The sequence below is a fragment of the Pseudomonas sp. Ga0074129 genome (assembly GCA_001465025.1).
In the GTDB taxonomy this organism is placed as follows: Bacteria; Pseudomonadota; Gammaproteobacteria; order Pseudomonadales; family Pseudomonadaceae; genus Aquipseudomonas.
Window position 1 is genome coordinate 1 of the sequence record LNDO01000070.1, and the last position, 25,713, is coordinate 25,713.

The window sequence follows — 25,713 nt, forward strand, 5'->3', positions numbered from 1 at the left end:
ACCAATCGTGTGCCTGAACCCGGAGCGGGAAGCGGTACTGCAGCAAACATCAAAGGCAGCGTGACACGCTCACGCGACAACTACCTTGAAAATCGCCGCTAGCCTGAACCTCTATGAGTTCAGCCAGATCAATAACAACGAAATGGGCGTGCTGATAAACCGTGGCGAAGATGCCGAGCTCTATAAAGATGCTTACGAAGAAGCACAACGCATTATTCGCATCAGTGACGAGGTACGCATCTCATTGGAGGTTGTTTCCAAGGAGAGCGACAGCGAAATCAACAAAAACGACAACGAAGACAACGCAGGAAAATTAACCAGTTCAAAACTGGCGCAAAAGATCGGGCTCAAGACCAACGAGCTACTGGATAAATTGGTCACGGAGCAATATCTCGAAGTACGAGATAACAAAAATTACCTGACAGAAAAAGGCAAAAGCGCAGGCGGTGAATTTCGTATGAGTCCGAAATTCGGTCCTTACTTCCTGTGGCCGACAGAGTTTCGTCCATAGTTCGTAGGATGGTTTGAGCGAAGCGATACCCATCCAGCATCTAACGCACGCCGCACCTGCTTTTAATGTGAATCACCCTTTCGCCTTTACGGCGAGTCACTTTCTCTTTGCGCGCGCAAAGAGAAAGTAACCAAAGAGAAAGCGCGCCCGACATCCGGGTTTCGCTGCGCTCAACTCCCCTCGCTCCGGTGCTGTTCCGAGGGTCGTCACGGTGGGCCATCCCTGGCCCATCGTTCCTCGTTTGGCATCCATGCCAAACGCCCCTCTCCACAGCACCTCCACTCGGCCTCCTGACGGGGTTCGGGGACCGCGTTGTTTGAGTGCTTTGTGGAAGAAAAAGCAGAACGTAAAAGCCGAAGCAAAAGCATCGCGGGCAAGCCCGCTCCTACAGGTTCGGCGGACATTCGTAGGATGGGTTGAGCAGCGCGATACCCATGCAGTTGTAAGCGGCACAAACAAAGCCCCTCATAAAACCAACAACGCTCGCGGCTAAAGCCCCTCCCACGGCTTTCGTCAGACGCAAAAACAAAACCCCGCCAATCAGCGGGGTTTTATCAGCTAAGCGTCAGGCTTATTGCACCTGCGCCACCAGCGTGTCGTTCTGATCACGGCTCCACTGCGGCAGCAGCGTACCAATCAGCATACCGGCCATGCTGAACAGCAGGCCCGCCAATTGTGGCGGCCAGAAAGCGGCTTCAGTCCAGGTGAATTCCAGGTAGATCCACGAGACCAGACCAAAGGCAATGGCAAACAACGCGCCCTGGGTAGTCGCACGCTTCCAGAACAACCCGGCAAACAACGGCACCACCGCCGCCACCAGCGTCACCTTGTAAGCGTTGCCGACCATCTCGTAGATGCTCGCATCCGAATACAGGGCAAAGCTCAGGGTCGACGCCGCACAGAACACAATGGTGACACGCATCAGCAGCAGGAACTGCTTGTCGCTGAGGACTGGCAAGAAGCGCTTGAGTACGTTCTCGGTCAGGGTTACCGACGGTGCCAGCAGGGTGCCGGAGGCGGTGGACATGATCGCCGAGAGCAGCGCACCGAAGAACATGATCTGGGCGAACAGCGGCGTCTTGTCGAGGATCAGCAGCGGCAAAATCATCTGCGAGTCTTCGGTCAGCCATTTCTCGACCAGCGCCGGGTCGATCATCGAGGCGGCGTACACCAAGAAGATCGGCAGCATGCAGAAGCTCAGGTAGAACACCGCGCCGGCCATCGAGGCGCGCGCGGCGATGTTCTCGCTCTTGGCCGACATTACGCGTTGATAAACGTCCTGCTGCGGGATGGAGCCAAGCATCATGGTCACCGCCGCGCCGATAAAGGCAACGATGTCCTTAGGCTCGAAGGCATGCATAAAGGTGAACTTGCCATCGCTGGCTGCTTTGCTGATCACCAGGTCGGCACCGCCGGCCATGTCGCTGAACAGCCAGACCAGATAGATCAGGCCGACCACGATGATGATCATCTGGAAGAAATCGGTCAGGGCAATCGACCACATACCGCCGAACAAGGTGTACAGCAGCACGATAAAAGTGCCGAGGAACATGCCCTGCGTGGTGCTGATGCTGCCATCAGAGATGACGTTGAACACCAAGCCCAGCGCGATCAACTGTGCGGCGATCCAGCCCAGGTAGGACATGACGATGACCAGGCTGATGATCAGCTCGACCTGCGGGCCGAAGCGCTTCTTGAAGTAGTCGCCAATGGTCAGCAGGTTCATGCGGTACAACGGCCGGGCGATGATCAAACCAACCAGGAACAGACAGCCGAAGGAGCCAAAGGGGTCTTCAACGATGCCGGCAAAGCCTTCTTCGAGGAAGGTGGCGGGAATACCCAGTACCGCTTCGGAGCCGAACCAGGTGGCGAATACCATGGCGGCGACAATGGGGAAGCCCATGCTGCGGCCACCTGAGGCAAAGTCGCGGGTGTTGTGAACCCGAGTAGAGGCGTAAAAACCGATGGCAACCGTCACCAGCAAATAGAGCGCAACAAACCAGATCAGCATGCTTTCCCGTTCCACAGACGTCAGCCCACCGCATGCATGGCCCACGCAACAGCGCAGGGCGGAACGGTGGCCTACAGGTTATTGTTATGACCATTCATGGCGGGTCACTGCACGTGCCCGCTCAAGGGGGCGCAGTCTGGCAAATACGTAAAATATGTCAAACAAAAACGACGAAATGTAAGTAGATAATTCGCTACACCGCTCTTTTCTTCTTTGTAAATGGCTGTATCCGCTGAAAAAGCCACTAATTCAGCACAGCGGACAGTTGCATATTTTTGACACCCATCCGACTCCACGCCCAACGGAGCGACAACCTCGGGGCATAAAAAAACCAGGCCCGAGGGCCTGGCTTTGCAACATCATCAAGCGCTGAGTCAGGCCGGTTTGGACTCCGTTTCCTTAACCCGGAACCACGCCGCATACAGCGCCGGCAGGAACAACAACGTCAGCGCCGTGGCGACGATCAGGCCACCCATGATGGCCACCGCCATTGGCCCGAAGAACACGCTGCGCGACAGCGGGATCATCGCCAACACGGCGGCCAGTGCGGTGAGTACGATGGGACGGAAACGCCGCACGGTGGCTTCGATAATGGCGTGCCAACGGTCCATGCCCGAGCTGATGTCCTGCTCGATCTGATCGACCAAGATTACCGAGTTACGCATGATCATCCCCGACAGGGCGATGGTGCCGAGCATGGCCACAAAGCCGAACGGTTGCTGGAACACCAGCAAAAACAGGGTGACGCCAATCAAACCCAGCGGCGCGGTGAGGAAGACCATGACCGAGCGCGAGAAGCTCTTGAGTTGCAGCATCAGCAAGGTCAACACCACCACGATAAACAGCGGCACACCCGCATTCACCGACGCCTGGCCACGGCTGGAATCCTCCACGGTGCCACCCACGTCCAGTTGGTAACCATCCGGTAATTGCGCGCGCACCGGCTCAAGAGTCGGCAGAATCTGCTTGATCAGGCTGGCCGGCTGCTCTTTGCCATACACATCGGCGCGCACAGTAACGGTTGGCAGACGATTGCGGTGCCAGATAATGCCTTCCTCAAAGCCATATTCCAGGGTGGCGATCTGCGACAGCGGCACGCTGCGACCGCTCTCAGTCGGCACGGCCAGGCTTGGTAGCAAACCCAATTCCTGGCGTTCGTTAAGAGTGCCGCGCAAGAGGATTTCGATCAGCTCATTGCCTTCACGGTACTGACTGACGGGTGAACCAGTCAGCGAGCTTTGCAGAAAGCGCGACAGGTCGGCAGTGCTCACGCCCAGGGCGCGGGCACGTTCCTGATCGATGTTCATGCGCACCACTTTGCTCGGCTCTTCCCAGTCCAGGTGCACATTGGTCACATGGGGGTTGTCGCGCACCTTGGCCGCCACTTGGCGCGCCAATTGGCGAACTTCATCAATGTGCTCACCCGAGACGCGGAACTGCACCGGATAACCCACAGGCGGGCCGTTTTCCAGACGCGAAATGCGCGTGCGCAGGGTCGGGAATTCATCCTGCATCAACTGGATCAGCCAGGTGCGGATCTTCTCGCGCTCTTCGATGCTTTTCGCCAACACCACAAACTGGGCCACGCTGGCGGCCGGCAGTTGCTGGTCCAGCGGCAGGTAGAAACGCGGCGACCCCGTACCGACATAGGCGACGAAGTTGTCGATGCCTTCGTGACCGCTTAGGAGTTTTTCCAGGCGTTTGGCTTGCTCTTCTGTCGCCGCCAGTGACGCGCCCTCGCTGAGTTTGAGGTCAACCATCAGCTCCAGTCGACCGGAGGCTGGGAAGAACTGTTGCGGCACAAAGCGGAACAGCACGATGGATGCCACGAACAACAAGACGGTCAGTGCAATTACGGTTTTGCGGCGTTTTACACACCACTCAACCGCCGTTCGTACACGCTGATAGAACGGTGTGTTGTAAGGGTCATGGCCGTCATTGCGCCCGCCATGTTTGGCGGCATGCAACTTGGCTAGGTCGGGCAGCAGCTTGGCACCCAGGTAGGGCACAAACACCACGGCGGCAATCCACGACACCAACAGCGCAATGGTCACCACTTCAAAAATCGAACGGGTGTATTCGCCCGTACCCGACTGCGCGATAGCAATCGGCAAGAAGCCTGCCGCGGTGATCAGCGTTCCGGTGAGCATGGGGAAGGCGGTGCTGGTCCAGGCATAACTGGCCGCTTTGACGCGGTCATAGCCCTGCTCCATTTTGATCGCCATCATTTCCACGGCGATGATTGCATCGTCCACCATCAAGCCCAGCGCCAGCACCAGCGCACCGAGGGAAATCTTGTGCAGGCCGATGCCCAAGTAATACATGGCGGCAAAGGTCATCGCCAGCACCAGCGGAATCGACAGCGCCACCACCAAGCCGGTGCGCATGCCCAGCGAGAAGAAGCTCACCAGCAGAACGATCACCACCGCTTCAGCGAGTACGCGGACGAACTCACCGACACCGGTTTTCACCGCAGCGGGCTGATCCGAGACTTTGCTCAATTGCATGCCGGCCGGCAGGGTTTCCTGCAGCCGTGAGAATTCGCCTTCAAGGGCTTTGCCCAACACCAGAATGTCGCCGCCGGTTTTCATGGAAACCGCCAGGCCAATGGCATCCTCACCCATAAAGCGCATGCGCGGTGCAGGTGGATCATTGAAGCCACGTTTGACCTCAGCCACATCACCGATGCGGAAGGTGCGCTCGGCCACCCGGATGGGGAAATTGCGGATCTCTTCAACCGTTTCAAACCGCCCGGTTACACGCAATTGCACGCGGTCGGAGGCGGTTTCAAAAAAGCCGGCAGCGGCCACCGCGTTCTGCTCTTCAAGCGCCTTTTGCACGGCAGCCAGAGGCAAGCCCAAGGTAGCGAGTTTGGTGTTGGACAGCTCGATCCAGACCTTCTCATCCTGCAGGCCCAGCAGCTCTACCTTGCCCACATCCTTGACGCGTTGCAGTTGCAGTTGGATGCGGTCGGCATAATCCTTGAGCACGGCGTAGTCAAAACCCTCGCCGGTCAAGGCGTAGATATTGCCGAACGTAGTACCGAATTCGTCGTTGTAAAAAGGCCCCTGGATGCCTTGCGGCAAGGTGTGGCGGATATCGCTAACCTTTTTACGCACCTGGTAGAACAGATCAGGAATATCTTTGGAGCGCATCGAATCACGCGCCACAAACGTGACCTGCGACTCACCCGGGCGCGAGAACGAAACAATCTTGTCGTACTCGCCGGTTTCCATCAGTTTCTTTTCAATGCGCTCGGTGACTTGACGCGACACCTCTTCAGCACTCGCGCCCGGCCAATTGGTGCGTACCACCATGGCTTTGAAGGTAAAAGGCGGATCTTCGCTTTGCCCCAGCTTGGTGTAGGACACAGCCCCGACCACGGCTAACAGCAGCATGAGATACAGCACGATCTGGCGGTTGCGCAGCGCCCAGGCGGACAGGTTGAAATCCATCGGGCTTACTCCTTGACCGTCAGATTGGCCTTGGCCGTGAGTTCAACCACGCGATTATCGCGGTCAACCGGGCGCACTTTCTGGCCTTCCTGCAGCACTTGGCCGCCCGCGGCCACCAGCCAATCGGTGGCCTGCAAACCTTCGAGTACCGGCACGGTTTTCTCGCCGTAAGCGCCGATACGCACATAAGTACGCTTGAGGGTGGAATCCTTGGGGTCGACTACCCACACATAGGGCTTGCCTTGCTCAGCGGTTAGCGCCGAGAGGGGCACGGCCAGCGGCACCTCGCCGTTGTGGGCGATAAACACGCGGGCACTCTGGCCCAGCTCGGCCGGCACTTTGCCTTCAACAAAGGCAACGCGGGCGGCAAAGGTGCGTGACTGTGGATCGGCCGATGGCGACATTTCACGAATGCGGCCCGGGAAGCGTTGATCGGGCTGCGACCAGAGTTCAACGGCAACATCCTGGCCCACCTTGAAGCGCTCGAAGGCTTGCTCAGGCAGGTTGATCAGCACTTCCCGCTCACCGTCAGCGGCCAGGGTAAACACGCTTTGCCCGGCAGCTACCACTTGCCCGACTTCCACCATGCGTTGCGCCACCACACCATCCTGCGAGGCGCGCAGCACGGCATATCCGGCCTGGTTGTTGGCCACGTTGTATTCGGCCTTGACCTGTTTTACCCGCGCCTCTGCCGAGCGGTAGGTGTTTTCTGCATTATCAAACTGCGAGCGGCTGACCAGATTACGGGCCTGCAGGGCTTTGTAGCGCTCACGCTCGGCACGCGCCAGTTGCAGGTTGGCCTCGGCCGCAGCGACCTGAGCGCGAATGGCTTCAAGCTGCAGGCGCACGTCTTGTGGGTCCAGTTCAGCCAGCGGCTGATCCTTTTTCACCCGCGCGCCCACATCGACCAGGCGCTTGGCCACTTTGCCGCCAATGCGAAATGCCAACTGCGGCTCAAGCCGCGCGCGCACTTCACCGGGGTAGGCATCCACCAGGTCACCGGCCAACTGCGGCTGAACCACCATGGCAGGACGCACGGCAACGGCTTCCGGCTCGCTGTTTCCACACGCAGCAAGAAGCACAACAAGGCCAACAGGCACAGCAACAGACAAGGCACGACGCAGCATGATAAGTAACCTTTGCAGAGGCTTTTGAATATTTATACTGGCGGGTATAGTAAAAATAGCAAACTCACTAGTCCACTATTAAAAACGCCCTATGCCAAACAAAGTGTTGCCACCCAGCGGCCCAGGCCGCCCGAAAGACCTGGTCAAGCGCAAAGCCATTCTGGAAGCGGCGAAAAGCCTGTTTCTCAGCCGCGGCTATGACGGCAGCAGCATGGACGTAATTGCCGCCGAAGCAGGCGTCTCCAAACTCACGGTGTACAGCCACTTCACTGACAAAGAGACGCTGTTCGCCGAGGCGGTGAAATCAAAATGCGAAGAACAACTGCCAGAGTTGCTCTTCGAATTAAATGACGACGCGCCGATAGACCAAGTGCTGCTGGGCATTGGCCGGGGATTCAACGCGCTGATCAACAGCCGCGAGTCGGTGGAGTTGCACCGGGTGATGGTGAGCCTGGCGGCACAGGACTCGAAACTCTCACGCCTGTTTTATGAGGCGGGGCCTCAGCGCGTACTCAACGGCATGGAGGCCTTGCTGCGCCGGGCCAACCAGCACGGCAAATTGCGCGTGAGCAATCCGCTGAGCGCGGCGGATCACTTTTTTTGCCTGATCAAGGGTGGGGCCAATTTTCGGTTGTTGATCGGCTGTGGTGATGCCCTGCAAGGCGACGCGGCAGAAGCCCACGTACGTGATGCCGTCAGCGTATTTCTGCGCGCCTTTCGCGCCGATCAAGCGTCGTAGGTGGGTGCTGAGCCTGTGAAGCCCAACGCTGGATTGTAGGTGTTGGGCTTCGTGCCTCAACCCAACCTACGCCATACAGCGCCTCATCCTTGAACGAGCTACAAACCTACTCGCTTGCCGCCTGCAGCTTCTTCTTCGGATAGATGTCGTAGCGGCTGGATTTGCCTTCCAGGGCATATCCCGGCTTGGCCCCGTCAATCAGCGGAGCTTTGCGCGGGCGTTTGACCACAACGCGATGGCTGGCCAGTTGCAGCGCCGCCTCCAGCAGGGCCGGCGCGTCCAGATCGTCACCGACAAAGGGGCGGAACAGGCGCATCTCTTTTTTCACCAACGCACTCTTATCGCGGTGCGGGAACATCGGGTCCAGGTAGATCACCTGCGGCGGCTCGCCCTGCCAGTTACGCATCAGGTCGATGGCATTGCCGGTGAGCAGTTGCATCTGTGCGGCAATCGGGGCCACATCACGATCCAGCGCCGCCCGTGCCAGACCATCCTCCAGTAATGCAGCGATCAACGGCTGGCGTTCGATCAGCGTCATCCGACAACCCAAACTGGCCAGCACAAAGGCGTCGCGACCCAAGCCCGCTGTGGCATCCAATACCTGCGGCCGAACACCGGGCTGCACGCCCACGGCCTTGGCAATCATCTGCCCGGTGCCTCCGCCGAACAGCCGGCGATGCGCCACCGCACCTTCGACAAAATCCACCTTGACCGGCCCCGGTGCCTGCGGCCCCAGCTCAACCAACTGCAAGCCATCCTCGCCCAGTTGCAGGGCAAATTCGCTGTCGCCCTGCAGCGGCAAGTTCAGGCGCTTCGCCCACTGCTCTGCGGCCGCCTGCAAATGCGGCGCGAGGGCCTGCATACGAATTCTGGCGCTAAGCCGTTCATCACTCATTAGAAAATGTGCTCAAAAATCACTCAATTGACTGCCGTAACAGCCGACAACCTGCTTGAGCGGCATTTTGCCAGACCCGGCAGCATCCAGCCGCATCGAGTTCGCCATGTTCGATGTTACCTCTGCCCCACGCAGCCTTCCCTCTGCCGCCAACAACAGCGGCTCGCTCAGCGAAACGCTGGATGAAGGCGTACGCAGCTCGCTGGATTATCAGATTCTGCGGCGCACGCTGATGCCCGATGCGGAGCCACCAGAGGTGCCGGCCAGCCCACCTGAAACACCCAGTGAACCACCCGCCGTCACGGCTCAAGCCAGCGACTTCCGGGCCATGGCAGCGCAGCGTGAACTCGAACTGAACGTCAGCATCAATGCAGAACCGCAACTGACCGACCCCTTGGTACTGGATTTGGCGGGGAATGGCTTCAGCACCAGCGGCCTGACGCGTCCGGTACGCTTTGATCTGGATGGCGATGGTAGGCAGGACCAGATCAGCGTGCCAACCGGCGATGATGCCCTGCTCGCCTATGACCGTAATGGTAACGGGCGCATTGACAACGGACGCGAGCTGTTTGGTGACCAGAACGGTGCCGCCAACGGGTTTGCCGAACTCGCCAAGTACGACGACAACCGCGATGACCGCATCGATAAACAAGACGCGATCTTCGAGCGTCTGGCGCTGCTGCGCTTCGACGCGCAGGGCCGTCAATCCAGCCAGTCGCTGACGCAAGCCGGCGTCAGTGCCATTGAGCTGCAAGCGCGGGATGTGCAGATCGCCTTGGGCGCTTACGACCAGATCGCTCAACTCGGGCGTTTTGAGTTTGCTGATGGCCGCAGCGGCGTGGCGGCCGACCTGCTGCTGGCGCAGCGCTAAGCGGCGCAGCGGTCAGAGCAAGCCCAATTGCTCCGTGCGGGCGTCACCCTCTGGCTCTGGCAGGGCAACCAGTCCGGGCAGGCGCTGCATTAGCTGCTGATGAAAACGCTGCGCGAGTTGCGGTGCCAGGCGGTTGTCCGAGGTGTGCAGAAACACGTAAGGCGTTCGCCCCTCCTCGATCCAGCTCGCCACTTTGTCCAACCAGGGGGCCATAAACGGGTCATTGGCCGACAACTCGGGATGGCCAATAAAGCGCACCTGCGGCGACTGACTAAAGGCTGTCGGACGCAGGGGTAGACGCGGCTTTTTGGCTTGAGCATGCAGCACGGCCGGCGCGCGCGAGTCACAACTGAACAGCGCCCGCGTGTCCAGACAGATCCGTTCGATGCCAAGCCCATGCAGCAGGCGATTCAGGCGTCGTTCATCCTCGCCTTTATCAAAGAACGCCGGATGACGGACTTCCACGGCCAACTCACCGGACTGCCATGGCTCAAGAAAGCTGTGCAGTTCGGCCAAGCGTGCGGGTGTAAAACTCGCGGGAAGCTGTAACCAGTAAGGCGCGACGCGCGACCCCAAAGGCGCTAACAAACGGCGAAAGGTCTCAGTCGCGTCCAGGTTTGCGCGCAAGTCGCCGTTATGACTGACCTCACGCGGCAACTTGGCGCAAAAGCGCAGTTCTGCCGGCATACGCGCCGCCCAACGCTCCACGGTCTCGGCCGAAGGCGACGCATAGAAGGTGGTATTGCCCTCAACCGCATTAAACACGCGGGCGTAATGGGATAAGAATTCAGCACTGGAGGCGTGCGCAGGGTACAAAGAACCGCACCAGGCGGGCTCGCTCCAAGAAGGACAACCGAGAAAGTAAGGCAGCATTAGCAGGCCGTTGAAAAATGTAGGCGAGGCAGGCAAGACAAGGCGCTACGTAGTAACAGCCTCCGGCTGGTCAAAGCAGCGAGGAAGCGGACTGGGCTCGCATGCGAGTTTACGTGCTGTAAATGAGCATTGCTCGTTTCACTCGCCCTTCGGGTCGCGCTGAAGCGCGTTAGCCGCAAGCGGCTAGCCGAGCATGTTTTTAACGCAGTATTGCCAACGTAGGTAGCTTTTCAACGGCCTGCTAGGCGTAGAGGTCGAGCCCCATCACCTGCTGAGCATCCATCTCGCTGGCAAACCCGGCAGTCGTGCTATACGCGGCCAAGGCCTGGGCAGCACGGTTGTTCAGTTGCGGTTGGTAGAGCGGGTCTTGCAGGCGGGCTGGCAGGTTATCAATGCTGGCGTTGCTGGCTTCAACCTTGCGCGCTTGAGCGACTATTTCCAGCCCCTGACTGCTGGCTGGAGCGGCCGGTTGTTCACGGCTGGCTTCAATTTCACGCTGCGCATCCCGAAACGGCGTGACCGCAGCGCCCGGGCGGGAGCTGCGGTCTGGGGAATAGGAGGCGGTAAAGCCGTCAATGCGCATTAGTTAAAGCTCAGTGTGATCAGCCAAGGATGAAGGGCTGTCATGGCAATCTAGTCCTCGCCACGTCGGTTGGCAATCAGGCAGCGCCTTTCGGCGTCGCGACTTGATCACGCAGGTAGACGGGCTGCGCCAAATCGGCCTCAAGCGCTTCGCCCCGGGCCCAGGCGAAGCCGGCCAAACTGAGCAAATCCTGAGCATGCGGCAGCATCGCGGCATCCTGTGCGCTGGTCACCACCGGGATACGCGCGGCAAAGGTGCCCCAGCCCGTGCCTGCGGCAAACCAGTCGCCCGACGCGTCACGCGGCAAGCACGCACGCTCCGGCGGCAAGACGGCCTCAATACCAACCAAGCGCATTTCGCCCTGCTCGGCGCGGTAGCAGCCCCAATAGACTTCATCCATGCGCGCATCAATCGCAGCAGCCACTTGCTGTGCGCCATGCTCGCGCAGGCTGCGCTGGGCTAGCACTGCCAAGTTGGAAACCGGCAATACCGGACGCTCCAAGGCGAAGGCCAAGCCCTGCACCACACCAATGGCAATCCGCACCCCGGTAAAGGCACCGGGACCACGACCGAAGGCAATCGCATCGAGCGCAGACAAAGGCACCTCGGCCTCGGCCAGCAACTGCTTGATCATCGGCAGCAGGCGCTGAGCGTGCATGCGCGGAATCACTTCGTAGTGACTGAGCACCTCACCGTTGTGCAGCAGGGCTACAGAGCAGGCTTCGGTCGCAGTATCGAGGGCCAAAAGAGTGGTCATTGCATTCGCAGCGGTGAAAAATAGGACGGGCATTAGACCGGCTTAAGGCTTTTTTTTCCAGCGCAATCACTGCCGCCCGCACCGGCAGTCGGAAGCAATAAAGCTGCAAACCTTGCATGCCGGGCCTCATCTGGCCCAGCAGGTGTTTAGCTAAACCCTCACCAAGGCTGAATCACCGGTTTGGCGTCCCAGGCTTTCAGCGGCGCTTTGGACCACGTGCCATAGCTGGCATTGGGGAAGACAATCCATTCAGTGCCCCACTTAGCGGATTCGGCGGCCACCGTGGCACGCTGGTCGGCCAGTGGTGTTTTGCGGAATCGGGCATCGAAGTCATGCAAGGTATCGCCCAGCAGCAAGACGATTTGATGATCAGCACTAACGATCGCGCGCCGCTCAACTTTGGGCGGGCCCAGCAAAAGCACACTCTCTGCCGATATCTGTGGCAAACCAAGCTTGGTCAGCGTGGCCAGGGTATGGGATTTCTGCTCATCGGCACGGTCGGAGATATAGCGAATGGTCACACCCAAGCTGTCGGCGTGCTGCAAAAACTGCTTAGCACCGGGGATCAGCGCCGGAGTGCCGTCGCGCTCCCAAGGCAGCCAGGTGTCCCAGGCATCATAGGTGTGACAGTTGGCCAGATCCCTCGCGAGCAAAGCGCTGTTATCGATTACGGTTTCATCTAGATCGGTCACAACGGCCAATTTGGACGGATCTTTCGCTGCGGCCACTGCCGCATCCAGTTTCATCGTGGCGATGTTGTATGCCTGCAACTGCAACGCCTGAACTTCTGCCGATTGCTGCTGGAAACGCAGCCCCATGGTGAACTCGGCAACGGCGCATTCGTTCTTTGGCGCGGCCTGACTCTCGGCAAATGCCATGGGCATGCTCAGCAGTGACGCGGTAAGGCCAAGCCACGTGATGTGACGGGTTGATTGTAGGCGCATCGGATGTCCTCTCTCCTTGATGATCACGCAGGCGAACCGACAAGACCTGGCGATAAAGTCGCCAGACCGCCGGAACGTTCAGCCCTGATAGTAAAAACCGGGGCAAGCGCGCCCTTGCTTGAGAGCGACCGCAACGTATCCAAACGCACTAAAACAGCGCCGCAAAAACGCCAACGGCCCGCAAAAGCGGGCCGTTGGTTAACTGCACAAAGGTTTAGCTGAGCGCAGCCAGTACCTTGGCAGTGATCTCATCCACCGAACCGATGCCGGCGATGGCACTGTATTTCGGCGTGCCGTCAGCGGCGGCAAGCTTCTGGTAGAAGTCCACCAGCGGCTTGGTCTGCGAGTGATAGACGGACAGGCGGTGACGCACGGTTTCTTCTTTGTCGTCGTCGCGCTGAATCAGGTCTTCACCGGTTTCGTCATCTTTACCAGCAACCTTTGGCGGGTTGTGCTCGGTGTGGTAGACGCGACCCGAAGCGGGGTGCACACGACGACCGGCAATACGGCCGACGATTTCTTCATCATCAACGGCAATTTCAACCACGTTGTCGATCACCACGCCCGCTTCCTTCAAGGCTTCGGCCTGAGGAATGGTGCGCGGGAAGCCATCGAAGAGGAAGCCATTTGCGCAATCTGCTTGAGCAATACGCTCTTTGACCAGGTTGATGATCAGGTCATCCGACACCAGACCACCGCTGTCCATCACGCTCTTGGCTTTCAGGCCAAGTTCGGTACCCGCTTTGACGGCGGCACGCAGCATGTCACCGGTGGAGATTTGCGGAATACCAAATTTCTTGGTGATGAAACCAGCTTGGGTACCTTTACCGGCACCGGGCGCCCCTAGCAGAATCACGCGCATCGATGTGCTCCTCAAGATTTAAGTAAAAATCGTCGGACTCGCCTCGTGGGGCCAATCTCAGAATCGTTCAAACAGCGCTGCTAACCAAGGCAAAACCCAAGCCAGAGTGCCGAAAGGCCGCTCAAGATACACAGCGCACCCATGGCGCACAAGCCACCAAAAGTCGGATACGCAAGCGGCACGCCGAAAAAGGTAGTGCCAAAAAACATGCACTACATCGCACCCATGCATCCACGCGGAATAACCTTCTGCGCTTAACCGGTGTTGCGCAAGCCGGCCGCAATACCCGCCACGCTGACCAACAGCGCCTGCTCTAACGGGCTGCCCGCCTGATCATCGCGCTGCCTTGAGCGCGCCAACAGTTCAGCCTGGAGTAGGTGCAGCGGATCCAGGTAAGTGTTGCGCACGCTAATGGACTCGAGGGTTTCCGGGCTGTGCGCGAGTAACTGCGATTGCCCTGTAAGCCCCAGTACGGCTCTCACCGCCTGCGACAATAGGCCGCGTAAATGCTCACCTAAGGGTAACAATGCCGGCTCAACCAGACGCTCGTCGTACAAGCGGGCTATTGAAGCGTCTGCCTTGGCCAACACCATCTCCAGCATGTCGATGCGGGTGCGGAAAAACGGCCATTGCGCGCGCATCTGCTGCAAAAGTTCGCCTTCACCGCGTTGTAGTGCGTTGTTCAACGCAGCCTCCCATCCCAGCCACGCGGGCAGCATGAGGCGCGTTTGGGTCCAGGCAAAGATCCAGGGGATGGCCCGCAGGCTTTCCACGCCGCCTTCACGGCGTTTGGCCGGGCGACTGCCGAGCGGCAAGCGGCCCAATTCCAACTCGGGTGTGGCTTGGCGGAAGTAGGCGACAAACTGCGGATGCTCGCGCACCACCGCACGGTAGGCATTGACCCCATCAGTGGCCAATTTATCCATCAACTCGCGCCAAGCCGGCTCTGGCGTGGGCGGCGGCAACACAGTGGCTTCCAATACGGCGGCCAAATAGAGATTGAGGTTTTGCTCGGCAATGTCCGGCAGGCCGAATTTGAAGCGGATCATTTCGCCCTGTTCAGTGGTGCGAAAGCGCCCCACCACGGAGCCTGGAGGCTGCGACAGAATCGCCGCATGGGCCGGGCCACCGCCGCGCCCCACCGTACCGCCACGACCGTGGAACAGCAGCAATTCAACATTCTGTTCGCGGCACACTTGCACCAAGGTTTCCTGCGCGCGGTATTGCGCCCAGGCAGCTGCGGTTGTACCGGCATCCTTGGCTGAATCGGAATAGCCGATCATCACCTCCTGCGGCCCCTGCAGGCGCGCACGATAACCGCGCAGCGCCAGCAGACGGCTGATAACGGGGCCGGCGTTATCCAGATCCGCCAGGGTTTCAAACAGGGGCACCACGCGCATTGGCCGTTGCAAACCGGACTCTTTGAGCAACAGTTGCACCGCCAGCACATCAGACGCCGCGCCGGCCATGGAGATGACGTAAGAGCCCAAGGATGCCGCCGGGGCACCCGCTACCTCGCGGCACGTGGCCAGGACCTCGGCGGTTTCGCCGCTGGCTTTAAAGTGTGCAGGCAGCAGAGGACGGCGGTTTTCCAACTCGTTGAGCAGAAACGTCACACGCGTCTCTTCATCCCATTCGGCATAGCGCCCAAGGCCTAGGTAATCAGTAATCTCCGTCATGGCCGCAGCATGGCGGCTGGAGTCCTGGCGCACATCGAGGCGCACCAGAAACAGCCCGAAGGTGGCGGCGCGGCGCAGGCAGTCCAGCAAGGGGCCATCGGCAATCACGCCCATGCCGCATTCATGCAATGACTGGTAGCAAAGCTGCAACGGCTCAAACAGGTCGTGGTTATCGTGCAACACCGCCGCCGGTGCTGGCACAGCCTCATTTAGGGCAGCCTGCGCCCAACTGCGTGTGGCACGCAGGCGTTCGCGTAGCTGTTTAAGCAAGCTGCGATAAGGCTCGGCGCTCTCCCCCACGCGCGCCAACAGCGCCGGGCTGGCTTGTTGCATCGACAGATCAGCCGCGAGGTGGTCGATATCACGCAAGTACAGATCCGCCGCCATCCAGCGCGACAGCAGCAGCACTTCGCGGGTCACGCTGGCAGTAACGTTGGGGTTGCCGTCGCGGTCGCCGCCCATCCATGAGGCAAAGCGAATGGGCGCTGCCTCAAGCGGCAAGTGAAAACCGGTGGCCTGATGCAGCACCTGATCCGCCTTGCGCAGCACATTGGGCACCGCCTGCCAGAGCGAGTGCTCAATCACGGCAAAGCCCCACTTGGCCTCATCCACCGGGCTGGGGCGGCTGCGGCGAATTTCTTCGGTGTGCCAGGCTTCGGCAATCAGCCGTTGCAACCGCTGCGTGACCCGCTCGCGCTCGGCAACCGACAGGTCATTGTGGTCACCAGCGGCCAGTTGCTCGGCCATGGCGTCGTACTTCTGAATCAGGGTACGCCGCGCCACTTCAGTGGGGTGCGCGGTCAGTACCAGCTCAATATCCAGGCGTCCGAACTGACGCGCCAAGGCTTCGCCTTTGTGGCCATTGGCACTCAAGCGCGCAAGCAGGTCAGCCAGCATATTGTCTTCAAACGGCTGCGCTTCACCGGGCGCACGCCGGCGCACGCGGTGGTATTGCTCGGCAATATTGGCCAAATTAAGAAATTGATTGAACGCACGAGCGACGGGGAGCAACTCAGCATCATTGAGCTGATTGAGGGTTTCACTGAGCTGTGCAGCACCCTCGGAGGAGCCACGGCGCGCAGCCTTGGCACCCTTGCGAATACGTTCGATTTTCTCGAGAAAGGCAGCGCCGTGTTGCACGCTGATGGTATGGCCCAGTTGCTCACCGAGCTGGTGAACATCCTCACGTAAACGCGCGTCAATTTCTGCCATGGCTGATTCCCTCCACTGAAGTCCAGTACAGAGTGCACAGCAGGCCCGATTCTTACAAGTGGCCGGGGTCGCGCACTTGAGTCGGCAGCGGCGTGGCGCGGAGCAAACCACGCCTTGGCCATATGGCGCGGCTTACACACCGCGCCCTAAGTAGATTACTCGCCAGCGTTACACCGCACGGCTTGCTTGCGCTGATCAACCAGTACACCGCTCAAGCCCTTCTGCTCCATATCGAACAGCACGAGCACACCATCAATGCACTGCGCGACCTGACTGGCGGGTTTAAGGGAGATTTTATAGTCCTCGCCCGGCACGGTTTTGAGCATGGTGAATTCGGATAACAGCAGCGCGTCTTCCGGCTTGGCAATATGCAGATAACCATAAAACGCCAGTACGCCCACCGTGGCGCAGACGGTGCCGACGGCCGTGAGGATCAGGGGGATTGGGTTCAATTCACTCATCACAGGTTCTCAACAAGACAATTAGCGGGCAGACCTTCAGGGCGCGCAGCTTGCTACAAACGCACGCCCCTGCAAAGGCACAGATTGCCACATTCATTTACCACCGGCGCGCAGCTCTTCGCGCGCTTTGAACGTGGCCTCGTAGAGCCGATCCGCCAAGCGTGAAAACGGCAGGCTTTGCACCCAAACGGTACCCGTGCCCTTGAGCGTGGCCAGCAAGATGCCTTCCCCACCGAACAGCATGCTTTTAAGGCCACCGGCCAAGGCAATGTCGTACTCAATACCCTGGGTAAAGGCGACCAGGCAGCCAGTATCCAGGCGCAGGGTTTCATTGTTCAGTTGCTTGCGAATCACCGTGCCGCCCGCATGCACAAAGGCCAGACCGTCGCCTTCGAGCTTTTGCAGGATAAACCCCTCGCCGCCGAAGAAACCGGCCCCCAGACGCTTGTTGAAGCTGATGCCCACCGCCGTGCCGTAGGCGGCGCAGAGAAAGGCATCTTTCTGGCAGATCAGCGTACCGCCATGTTCCGCCAGTTGAATCGGCACTACGGTGCCCGGATAAGGCGCGGCAAACGCTACCCGCGCCTGCGTTTTGCCGGCATTGGAAAAGTGCGTCATAAACAACGACTCGCCCGTCAGCATGCGTTTTCCAACGCCCCACAACTTGCCTAACACACCACTGGCTGCGCCATCGCCCATGCGCGTTTCAAAACGAATGCCATCGGTCATGTAATTCATACCGCCGGCTTCGGCGATCACCGTTTCACCGGGATCGAGAATGATCTCCACGCTCTGCGCGCTGGTGCCGAGGATTTCGTAATCGAGTTGATGGCTGGGCATGCGCAGCTCCTGTTAATGCGTGAAGAGCAGACCCGGATTTCATCCGGGCTACGAATCGTCTATTAAAGGACTAGGAGGGTCACGAGCGAAGGTTAGGCAAGGCGCGCACGATCTGAAAAAGCGGAGTTTACGACTGTAAATGAGCATTTTTCAGGTCGTGCGCAACGCTGCATACCCGAGCGCAGTAGCTCCTAGAGGATATTGGCGTAGTCGGCTTCGATCCGATCCAAACTCAGGTGATTGAGGAAGTTGGAAAAGCACATCCAGGCCGACAGTGAGTTGAGGTCACTGAACTGTGGCGGCAGGTATTTGGGGGGAACGACCAACCCTTCATCCACCAGTTTTCGCAGGGTACGCATGTCTTCCAGGGTGGTTTTGCCGCAGAACAGCAGCGGAATTTGCTCCAGCTTGCCTTTGCGCACGGCCAACTGGATGTAGTTGTAAACCATGATAAACCCCTTCAGGTAGGACAAGTCCTTGGTGAAGGGCAGGCCAACCGGGGTGGAACCACGGAACACACGATTGGCGTTGCTGTAGCTTTGCTCCGTGTCAAAGCCCTGTTCACGGTAAAAATCATACACCTGAACAAAATCTGCGCCCTCTTCAGCCATGTGAATAGCGCGCGTGCGATTGGTCAGTTTGCGCAACCGGCTCGGATAAGAGGCGAAGGTGATCACCTCCATCAGAATCGCCAGGCCTTCCTGGGTGACGGTCGATGAGGGCGGCCCCTTGGACAGAAAGGTGCAGATCGGCTGATTCAAGCCGTTAAGCGTGGTGGCCACATGCACCAAGCCCTCGTGTACTTCCAGCGCCTTAACATCACGATCGTTAAACATCACATCAGAGCGAATCTTGATGTAGTCGGCTCCGGCCGCTGCGTCAGCCAGAATACCGTCGGACTCAAACACCCGAATGGTGCCTTCTGCTTCGCCAAACACCTTGTTCAAGCGCTGCTGCAAAAGGCTGACCGCGTCTTTTGCCGTCAGGGTCTTGGCTTCATCCTTGAGGTCGCCGCGCTTGTCGATGTTGTTGAGAAAGTCAGAAAACATCATGCCCAAATCCGCCAGCGTCGGATCGCCAGCATGGAAGGCGTCGGACGCTGCGCCGTAGAGTTCCTGGCTAATCAGGCCAAAGTCCTCGGTGCCACGCGCTTCAAGCATGCGCACCACCATGCGGTATTCGCGGCACATGCGCCGCATGATCTGCCCGACCGGGTTGAATTGGCCCAAATGACGGGTGATGTCACGCTCGATGTTCTGGAATTCCAGCTTTTTGGCTGCTGCATCGAACGCCAGCGGGCGATTAAGGTAGTAATCGCGGTCGACCTTAGGCAGCTGCTTGCCTTTGTGCTTCAAAAACTCACTGCGAATCGAGTCGTCCCACTTCACCGCATCCAGCACGCGAATTGGCGTTTGCGCGCCGACGATCCGCTCCGATAAGGCGCGAACCATGAGCTGATAATCGTCCAAACCGGTATGACTGTTCATCGCTACTCTCCTACGCGCTGGTAACGGGCCACTTCGATAAAGACGTCGGAATTGGCCTGATCATCCAGGTAACTGAATACCTGCTCCAGCGGGCTACTGATCAGCACCCCTTCACCTTCGGCGCTCGCGACTGTCTCACCCTGCAGCCCGCCTTGCTCCAGTTCCTGAACGATACGGTCAATATCCAGGTTGTAGATCACCAGTTCATTGCCCGCCGTCAGTTCAAAACCGGCAATCGCGAAGTTGCCGCCCAGTCGCTTCGACAGTCCTGCCGAGAGGTACCAGCGACGACCATGATGAGCCACGGTAAAGCCGTACTCTTCAAGACTTTCCAGGTTATCCGGGCTGTCTACGAAGGCGCGCGCCTTGTAGACACTGGGGCCGGCACGGGTGATCTGCAAATACAGTTGCTCACCCCACTCGTTTTCGCGCGTCCATTCGCCAAGCAGGGGAATAGGGGCAGCCTCGTTGGCCGGTATCGGGTCCCTGAAGGTGACCAGACAACCACCAAGAAACAAAAAGGACACGGCAAGCAGCGCGCGCCAGATGATCATTTAACTCTCCTTGTGAGCGGATGGGCGTGTTACAGCCCCAATACCAAATGCATATAGCGTTTGAGCATGGCCAACATATCTTCACTGTCCAAATGCTCGACGCCATCGAGCAGACCTTGATACTCCATGCGCACAATAATGGCCGTCAAGAGCTTGGCATCCTGCTCCGCCTGCTGTGAACCCAGCACCTCAAAAAAGTGCGTCACGCCCTGCAATAAAATCTGCCGATGAGCACGTAACAGGCCGTGCAGCCGGGGATTGAGCAACGCTTCCTGCTGGAATGCCTGCTCGGCCAGCAGTTGATCACGGCGATTCAACAATTGCTGGCGCACATACTCCACGGCCAGCCGGGCGATTTCGTTGGCCAGCCGCCGACGTGATTCGGCACTGCCATCAAGCTGGCTGACCTGCTCACGCAGCAGGCCTTCAGTGCTGCTCCAGAAGTGCCCCATGTGCGCGGCGCTGCGTTCAACGAACTGGGCGAAGGTGTCGGTGATCAGGTCGTTGATGTCTTTGAAGTAATAGGTGGTGGCCGACAAGGGCACATCCGCCTCAGCCGCCACCGCGCGGTGACGCACAGCGCGCACGCCATCACGCACGATAATGCGCATGGCGGCATCCAGAATGGCCTGACGCCGCTGCTCACTGCCCTGGCGACTGGCCTTGCGCCCTTGGTATTGCACGCTCTCAGCAACGGCATGGGCAACCAAGGTGGCGCTGTCTTGAATGGGTTTAGCAATCACGGCGGGACATTCCTCTGTCAGTCCTATCGATAACGTTTCACTTAGTCAGCAAATCGTTCAAATAATCCATGCGCCACTCAGAAAAAGCCTGCGCACTAACAGTGGCGCTGAACGTCGCGGTTAAGCCACGCGCAGCGTGGTCACAAAACCACTCAACCGGTGCGACGAGGCCCAACCTGGGCACAGATGGTTAAACTGAAGTCGCCAACGACCATCAAGGCACACTAACTGCGCAACAAAAAGCCGCCCGTAGGCGGCTTTTTGTTGGATCAGGCCTGCGGCCGCATGTGCGGGAACAGGATCACGTCGCGAATCGAAGGTGAGTTAGTCAGCAGCATCACCAAACGGTCAATCCCGATGCCCTCGCCAGCGGTCGGCGGCATGCCGTACTCCAGCGCGCGGACAAAGTCGGCGTCGTAGTGCATGGCTTCGTCATCGCCCGCGTCCTTGTCAGCCACTTGCTGATGGAAGCGCGCGGCCTGATCTTCGGCATCGTTCAACTCGGAGTAGGCGTTGGCGATTTCACGGCCGCCGATAAACAGCTCGAAGCGATCCGTCACGCTCGGATCATCATCGCTGCGACGGGCCAGCGGGGACACTTCGAACGGATAGCGGGTGATGAAGTGCGGCTGCTCTAGTTTGTGCTCAACCAGCTCTTCAAAAATCATCACCTGCAGTTTGCCCAGGCCTTCAAAACCGAGCACTTTGGCACCGGCTTTTTTGGCGATGGCGCGAGCCGTGTCGAGGTCGTTGAGGTCGGCAGCGCTGATGTCCGGGTTGTACTTGAGGATCGAGTCAAACACCGACAAACGCACGAACGGCTCGCCGAAATGAAACACTTTGTCGCCGTACGGCACATCGGTGGTGCCCAGCACCAGCATGGCCAACTCGCGGAACAACTCCTCGGTCAGGTCCATGTTGTCTTCGTAATCGGCGTAGGCCTGGTAAAACTCGAGCATGGTGAACTCGGGGTTGTGCCGGGTCGAGACGCCTTCGTTACGGAAGTTACGGTTGATCTCGAAGACTTTCTCAAAACCGCCCACCACCAAACGCTTGAGGTACAACTCAGGGGCAATACGCAGGAACATTTGCATGTCCAGCGCGTTGTGATGCGTCTCGAAAGGTTTGGCCGCGGCACCGCCAGGGATGCTCTGCAGCATCGGCGTTTCCACTTCAAGGAAGTCACGCTGCATCAGGAAGCTGCGAATATGCGCAATCACCTGCGAGCGAACGCGGAAGGTCTGACGCACGTCTTCGTTGACCATCAGGTCGACGTAGCGCTGGCGGTAGCGCTGTTCGGTGTCAGTCAGGCCGTGGTGTTTGTCCGGCAATGGGCGCAGTGACTTGGTCAGCAAGCGCACTTCGGTCATTTCCACGTACAGATCGCCCTTGCCGGAACGGGCCAGGGTGCCAACAGCAGAGATGATGTCGCCCAAGTCCCAATGCTTGATCGCTTCCAGGGTTTCAGCCGACAGGGTTTTGCGGTTGACGTAAACCTGGATGCGCCCGCTCATGTCCTGAATGACCATGAACGAACCACGGTTGAGCATGATACGGCCAGCGACTTTGACCGCAATGGCAGCTTCGGCCAACTCTTCCTTGGTCTTCTCGGCGTACTGCTTCTGCAGGTCGGCGCAGTAGTGTTCACGGCGGAAGTCGTTGGGGAAGGCGTTGCCTTGCTCACGGATGGCTGCAAGCTTTTCCTTGCGCAGGGCAATCAGCTTGTTTTCTTCGTGCTGATGCTCTTCATGGGTGAGGGCTTGCGGGTCGAGTTGTTGGTCGCTCATGGTCGTCTATCTGCCTGGCGTGTAATGCAAAGTGGTGATGTAGGAGCCAGCTTGCTGGCAATGCTTTTGGGTGGCGAATCGGCGATGCAGGGTGCCGATTCGCCAGCAAGAACCAAGTATCCCTCTGGCTCCTACAGGATTAGGTTTACAGCCCTTGTTTAAGGCTTGCGATCAAGTATTCGTCGAGGTCGCCGTCCAGCACCTTGTCGCAATCACTGCGTTCGATGTTGGTGCGCAGATCTTTGATCCGCGAAGCATCGAGTACATAAGAGCGAATCTGGTGGCCCCAGCCGATATCCGACTTGGTGTCTTCCAGCGCCTGAGACGCAGCGCTGCGTTTCATCATTTCCTGCTCGTACAACTTGGCCCGCAGCATTTTCATGGCGGTGTCTTTGTTGGCGTGCTGGGAGCGCTCGTTCTGACAGCTGACCACGGTATTGGTCGGTACGTGGGTAATACGCACGGCCGAGTCGGTGGTGTTTACGTGCTGACCGCCCGCACCAGAGGAGCGGTAGGTATCGATGCGCAGATCGGACGGGTTGATCTCGATCTCGATGTTGTCGTCGATTTCCGGCGACACGAACACCGCGGTAAACGAGGTGTGGCGACGGTTACCGGAGTCGAACGGACTCTTGCGCACCAAGCGATGTACGCCAATCTCGGTGCGCAGCCAGCCAAAGGCGTATTCGCCTTTGATGTGCACGGTGGCACCTTTGATACCGGCCACTTCACCGGCCGACAGCTCCATGATGGTGGCGTCAAACCCGCGTTTGTCGGCCCAGCGCAGGTACATGCGCAGCAGCATGTTGGCCCAGTCCTGGGCTTCGGTGCCGCCGGAACCGGCCTGGATATCGAGGTAGGCGTTGTTGGGGTCCATCTCGCCACTGAACATGCGGCGGAATTCGAGCTTCTCGAGGATGCCACGCAGCCGCTCGACTTCAGCGACAACGTCATTCACCGCGCCTTCGTCGTCTTCTTCCACGGCCATGTCGAGCAGGTCGCGTGAATCACTCAGGCTTGCGGCGAGATCGTCCAGGGTATCGACAATCAGCGCCAGGCTGGCGCGTTCACGGCCCAGATTCTGGGCGTATTCCGGGTTGTTCCAGACGCTCGGGTCTTCGAGCTCGCGGTTTACTTCGACCAGACGATCATGTTTGTGATCGTAGTCAAAGATACCCCCGAATAGTCTGGGTGCGCTCGGACAGGTCCTTGATGCTATTAAGGATCGGGTTGATTTCCATGGCTGGCAGCACTCGCAGGTCAAACTTTCGGAAAAGCCGGCGAGTATAACGCAGTCCCCCACCGCCTTGCAGCTCGCAATCTGCAGGCTCAGACCAGCGTGCAGACAGCGTTGCGTAGCCTGCAACGCAGCCCGCGAGGGTGGCTAAATGCATGGTTGCAGGCCCACAGCGCGATGAGATCACCGTGGGCTGCGCTTAATTTCAAGCCAAACGCCGTTTTAGCCGGCGATAAACTCTTGCCGCACCTGCGCTTCAAGCTCGGCCTTGAGGGCGGGATCAAGCTTGAGTTGGCGCGCTAACTCTTCAAGGTAGGCGCGTTCCATAAAGTGCTCTTCATCGACCATCAACACGCTGGCCAGGTACATTTCTGCGGCCATTTCCGGAGTGCTGGCGGCGCGGGCGATGTCTGCCGGGTCCAAGGGCTTGTTCAATTCAGCCTGCAACCAGCGTTGCACATCCTGATCGGGTGTCAGCTTAACCAACTCGCCCTCGATCAACTGGCGCTCACGTGCGTCAACATGCCCGTCCGCCTTGGCCGCCCCGACCAGCGCTTTGAGAATGGCCTGACTGTGCAACTCAACCTGCGGTGCGGGCAGACGATCGAGGGTTTGCGGCTCAACCTGAACGGTATTGGCCTGTTGCGCCTGCCAGTTGTTGTAAGCCTTGTAGGCGACCACTCCCAGCGCCGCCAGGCCACCATAGGTCAGCGCCTTGCCGCCCATTTTGCGCGCACTTTTGTTGCCCAACAGCAAACCCAGCGCACCCGCTGCAAGGGCACCACCGCCAGCGCCCTTGAGTAATGCACCAACGTTAGCGCCCTGCCCGGCCTTGGCCGCGCCACCCAGCAAGCCGCCTAGGCCGCCAGCAGATGCACCGCCAGCTTTTTGCTGCATCAGGTCTTGACCGGATTTTAGAAGTTGATCAAGCAATCCACGGGTATTCATAAAGCGCTCTCCAAATGGTGATGCAGCAAATGACCAATTCTAGTGAGAGAGGTTTCCACTGACCTTACTCAGAATGCTTCGAAAGATTGCCGACCCGCCGGCTGTTCGTCGGCTAACCGGCACAAATCCGTCAATTAGTGGTCGTTATCACAGTTTCAGGCTGGTCGATCTATATTTGACGCCGCTAGGATGGCGACTCAAAGAAATGCATTGGTAAAAGGCTATCAAGAGCCTACGCCAGAGAATCGCCCATGTCGTCGTGCTCTTCCGCGCCTCACCATCTTCTACTCAGCAGCCTGCTCGTCACCAGCATGCTGTTAAGCCCGGCGCGCCCCGCAGAAGCCCAAGCAGAGCACCTAGCAGGGCTTTCATCGGCAATCAGTGACGCGCGCCTGAGCAGTTGGCATAACCTGCTCGGGCAAAACCCGCACGATGACGACGAGCGCGCCCAGTTGCAGAGGGTGAATGAATTTATCAATCGCTCGGTAACCTTCGTCAGCGACCAGCAAGCCTGGGGCATCGACGATTATTGGGCCACGCCCGCACAAACACTGCTGCTGGGCCAGGGCGACTGCGAAGATTTTGCGATAGCCAAGTACTTCAGCCTGGTGCGCTTGGGCGTGCCGAGCGACAAGCTGCGCCTGACGTTCGTCAAAGCACTTACGCAAAATCAGGCGCACATGGTGCTGGCCTATTACCCGACACCCAGTGCGCAACCGCTGATTCTCGACAACCTCGACACCCGCATCCGGCCGGCCAGCGAACGTGCTGATCTATTGCCGGTGTATTCCTTCAATAACCACGGTGTGTTTCTGGCCAAATCGCCGCAACGCGTCAGCCAGCCACCTGAATTCCTCGCCCGCTGGAATGAGCTGAGTGAGCGCGCGCTGGCCGATGGTTCGGCGCCTTCCGCGCCGCGCAGCTGACGCCCTGCTACAAAATCAGCAAGCGTGCGGATGCAATTCGAGTAGGGGTTGCATGGCCGATACCGATCCCGGATTGCATCCGGGCTACAAAAAGCCATTTGCGTGCCTTAAGTGAAGGCTCTGTCTGAGTTAACTGTTGCAGTGGTCTAAACTGAATCGTGACATCTCCGAATACGAGGGATTGATCATGAAGACGATTCAATTTTCACGG

The 25,713-nt window shown here is 58.8% G+C and carries 22 protein-coding genes; 4 read left to right on the plus strand and 18 right to left on the minus strand.

The features are described from left to right. Positions 1-85: 85 nt before the first annotated feature. Positions 86-511: a hypothetical protein gene (locus tag AUK77_RS07900; RefSeq protein WP_296127962.1), complete on the plus strand. Its 426-nt coding sequence runs from the start codon at positions 86-88 to the stop codon at positions 509-511. Between the two features lie 571 nt (positions 512-1,082). Here the strand turns inward: AUK77_RS07900 and AUK77_RS07905 are convergent. The 3 genes from AUK77_RS07905 to AUK77_RS07915 form a co-directional block, all read right to left on the minus strand. After that, positions 1,083-2,522 carry a sodium:solute symporter family protein gene (locus tag AUK77_RS07905; RefSeq protein ID WP_296127964.1) on the minus strand — a complete coding sequence of 480 codons (1,440 nt, stop codon included), beginning with the start codon at positions 2,520-2,522 and terminating at the stop codon, positions 1,083-1,085. Between the two features lie 374 nt (positions 2,523-2,896). Further along, positions 2,897-5,977: an efflux RND transporter permease subunit gene (locus tag AUK77_RS07910; RefSeq protein ID WP_296127966.1), complete on the minus strand. Its 3,081-nt coding sequence runs from the start codon at positions 5,975-5,977 to the stop codon at positions 2,897-2,899. A 5-nt stretch (positions 5,978-5,982) separates the two neighbouring features. Further along, the gene (locus AUK77_RS07915; protein ID WP_296127969.1) at positions 5,983-7,104 is read right to left on the minus strand and encodes an efflux RND transporter periplasmic adaptor subunit; all 1,122 of its coding nucleotides are present in this window, start codon (positions 7,102-7,104) and stop codon (positions 5,983-5,985) included. A 91-nt stretch (positions 7,105-7,195) separates the two neighbouring features. Here AUK77_RS07915 and AUK77_RS07920 point away from each other — a divergent pair, with 91 nt between their 5' ends. Further along, complete coding sequence (locus AUK77_RS07920; RefSeq protein ID WP_296127973.1) at positions 7,196-7,843, plus strand: TetR/AcrR family transcriptional regulator; 648 nt, start codon at positions 7,196-7,198, stop codon at positions 7,841-7,843. 106 nt (positions 7,844-7,949) lie between these two features. Here AUK77_RS07920 and AUK77_RS07925 read toward each other — a convergent pair whose 3' ends face one another. Next, complete coding sequence (locus tag AUK77_RS07925; protein ID WP_296127975.1) at positions 7,950-8,738, minus strand: class I SAM-dependent methyltransferase; 789 nt, start codon at positions 8,736-8,738, stop codon at positions 7,950-7,952. Positions 8,739-8,844: 106 nt separating this feature from the next. Here AUK77_RS07925 and AUK77_RS07930 point away from each other — a divergent pair, with 106 nt between their 5' ends. Further along, the gene (locus tag AUK77_RS07930; RefSeq protein ID WP_296127978.1) at positions 8,845-9,609 is read left to right on the plus strand and encodes a hypothetical protein; all 765 of its coding nucleotides are present in this window, start codon (positions 8,845-8,847) and stop codon (positions 9,607-9,609) included. Between the two features lie 12 nt (positions 9,610-9,621). Here AUK77_RS07930 and AUK77_RS07935 read toward each other — a convergent pair whose 3' ends face one another. The 14 genes from AUK77_RS07935 to AUK77_RS08000 all read right to left on the minus strand — a co-directional run bounded on the left by AUK77_RS07935 (position 9,622) and on the right by AUK77_RS08000 (position 24,576). Continuing rightward, positions 9,622-10,482 carry a DUF72 domain-containing protein gene (locus AUK77_RS07935; protein ID WP_296127981.1) on the minus strand — a complete coding sequence of 287 codons (861 nt, stop codon included), beginning with the start codon at positions 10,480-10,482 and terminating at the stop codon, positions 9,622-9,624. A 241-nt stretch (positions 10,483-10,723) separates the two neighbouring features. Continuing rightward, entirely contained in the window at positions 10,724-11,065 is a 342-nt protein-coding gene (locus AUK77_RS07940) for a hypothetical protein (RefSeq protein WP_296127983.1), read from the minus strand. 76 nt (positions 11,066-11,141) lie between these two features. After that, entirely contained in the window at positions 11,142-11,822 is a 681-nt protein-coding gene (gene tsaB / locus AUK77_RS07945) for a tRNA (adenosine(37)-N6)-threonylcarbamoyltransferase complex dimerization subunit type 1 TsaB (protein ID WP_296127989.1), read from the minus strand. Positions 11,823-11,980: 158 nt separating this feature from the next. Further along, positions 11,981-12,766 (minus strand): 5'-nucleotidase, lipoprotein e(P4) family, encoded by a 786-nt coding sequence (locus AUK77_RS07950; RefSeq protein WP_296127994.1) that lies wholly within the window; start codon positions 12,764-12,766, stop codon positions 11,981-11,983. A 214-nt stretch (positions 12,767-12,980) separates the two neighbouring features. After that, the gene (gene adk, locus AUK77_RS07955; RefSeq protein ID WP_296127997.1) at positions 12,981-13,628 is read right to left on the minus strand and encodes an adenylate kinase; all 648 of its coding nucleotides are present in this window, start codon (positions 13,626-13,628) and stop codon (positions 12,981-12,983) included. A gap of 254 nt (positions 13,629-13,882) precedes the next feature. After that, positions 13,883-16,519 carry a phosphoenolpyruvate carboxylase gene (ppc, locus tag AUK77_RS07960; protein WP_296128000.1) on the minus strand — a complete coding sequence of 879 codons (2,637 nt, stop codon included), beginning with the start codon at positions 16,517-16,519 and terminating at the stop codon, positions 13,883-13,885. A 155-nt stretch (positions 16,520-16,674) separates the two neighbouring features. After that, the gene (locus AUK77_RS07965; RefSeq protein WP_296128002.1) at positions 16,675-16,980 is read right to left on the minus strand and encodes a hypothetical protein; all 306 of its coding nucleotides are present in this window, start codon (positions 16,978-16,980) and stop codon (positions 16,675-16,677) included. 93 nt (positions 16,981-17,073) lie between these two features. Further along, a complete protein-coding gene (locus tag AUK77_RS07970) occupies positions 17,074-17,820 on the minus strand; it encodes a TIGR00266 family protein (protein ID WP_296128004.1) in 747 nt (248 codons plus the stop codon). Positions 17,821-18,011: 191 nt separating this feature from the next. Beyond that, positions 18,012-19,307, minus strand: a complete 1,296-nt coding sequence (locus AUK77_RS07975; protein WP_296128007.1) for a flavohemoglobin expression-modulating QEGLA motif protein — start codon at positions 19,305-19,307, stop codon at positions 18,012-18,014. Between the two features lie 2 nt (positions 19,308-19,309). Then, on the minus strand, positions 19,310-19,861 hold the full coding sequence (locus AUK77_RS07980) for a hypothetical protein (RefSeq protein WP_296128008.1): 552 nt from the start codon (positions 19,859-19,861) through the stop codon (positions 19,310-19,312). Positions 19,862-19,890: 29 nt separating this feature from the next. After that, a complete protein-coding gene (locus AUK77_RS07985) occupies positions 19,891-20,601 on the minus strand; it encodes a TetR family transcriptional regulator (RefSeq protein ID WP_296128018.1) in 711 nt (236 codons plus the stop codon). A gap of 272 nt (positions 20,602-20,873) precedes the next feature. After that, on the minus strand, positions 20,874-22,391 hold the full coding sequence (gene lysS / locus AUK77_RS07990) for a lysine--tRNA ligase (RefSeq protein WP_296128010.1): 1,518 nt from the start codon (positions 22,389-22,391) through the stop codon (positions 20,874-20,876). Positions 22,392-22,536: 145 nt separating this feature from the next. Continuing rightward, positions 22,537-23,632, minus strand: a protein-coding gene (prfB, locus tag AUK77_RS07995) for a peptide chain release factor 2 (protein WP_296128012.1) whose coding sequence is annotated in 2 segments (ribosomal slippage) — positions 22,537-23,559 and positions 23,561-23,632 — 1,095 coding nt in all. Because the reading frame shifts where the segments join, the coding sequence is not laid out codon by codon here. 218 nt (positions 23,633-23,850) lie between these two features. Then, positions 23,851-24,576, minus strand: coding sequence for a tellurite resistance TerB family protein (locus AUK77_RS08000; protein WP_296128014.1), 726 nt, complete (start codon positions 24,574-24,576; stop codon positions 23,851-23,853). 251 nt (positions 24,577-24,827) lie between these two features. Here AUK77_RS08000 and AUK77_RS08005 point away from each other — a divergent pair, with 251 nt between their 5' ends. Next, positions 24,828-25,502 (plus strand): transglutaminase-like cysteine peptidase, encoded by a 675-nt coding sequence (locus AUK77_RS08005; RefSeq protein ID WP_296128016.1) that lies wholly within the window; start codon positions 24,828-24,830, stop codon positions 25,500-25,502. Positions 25,503-25,713: the final 211 nt, after the last annotated feature.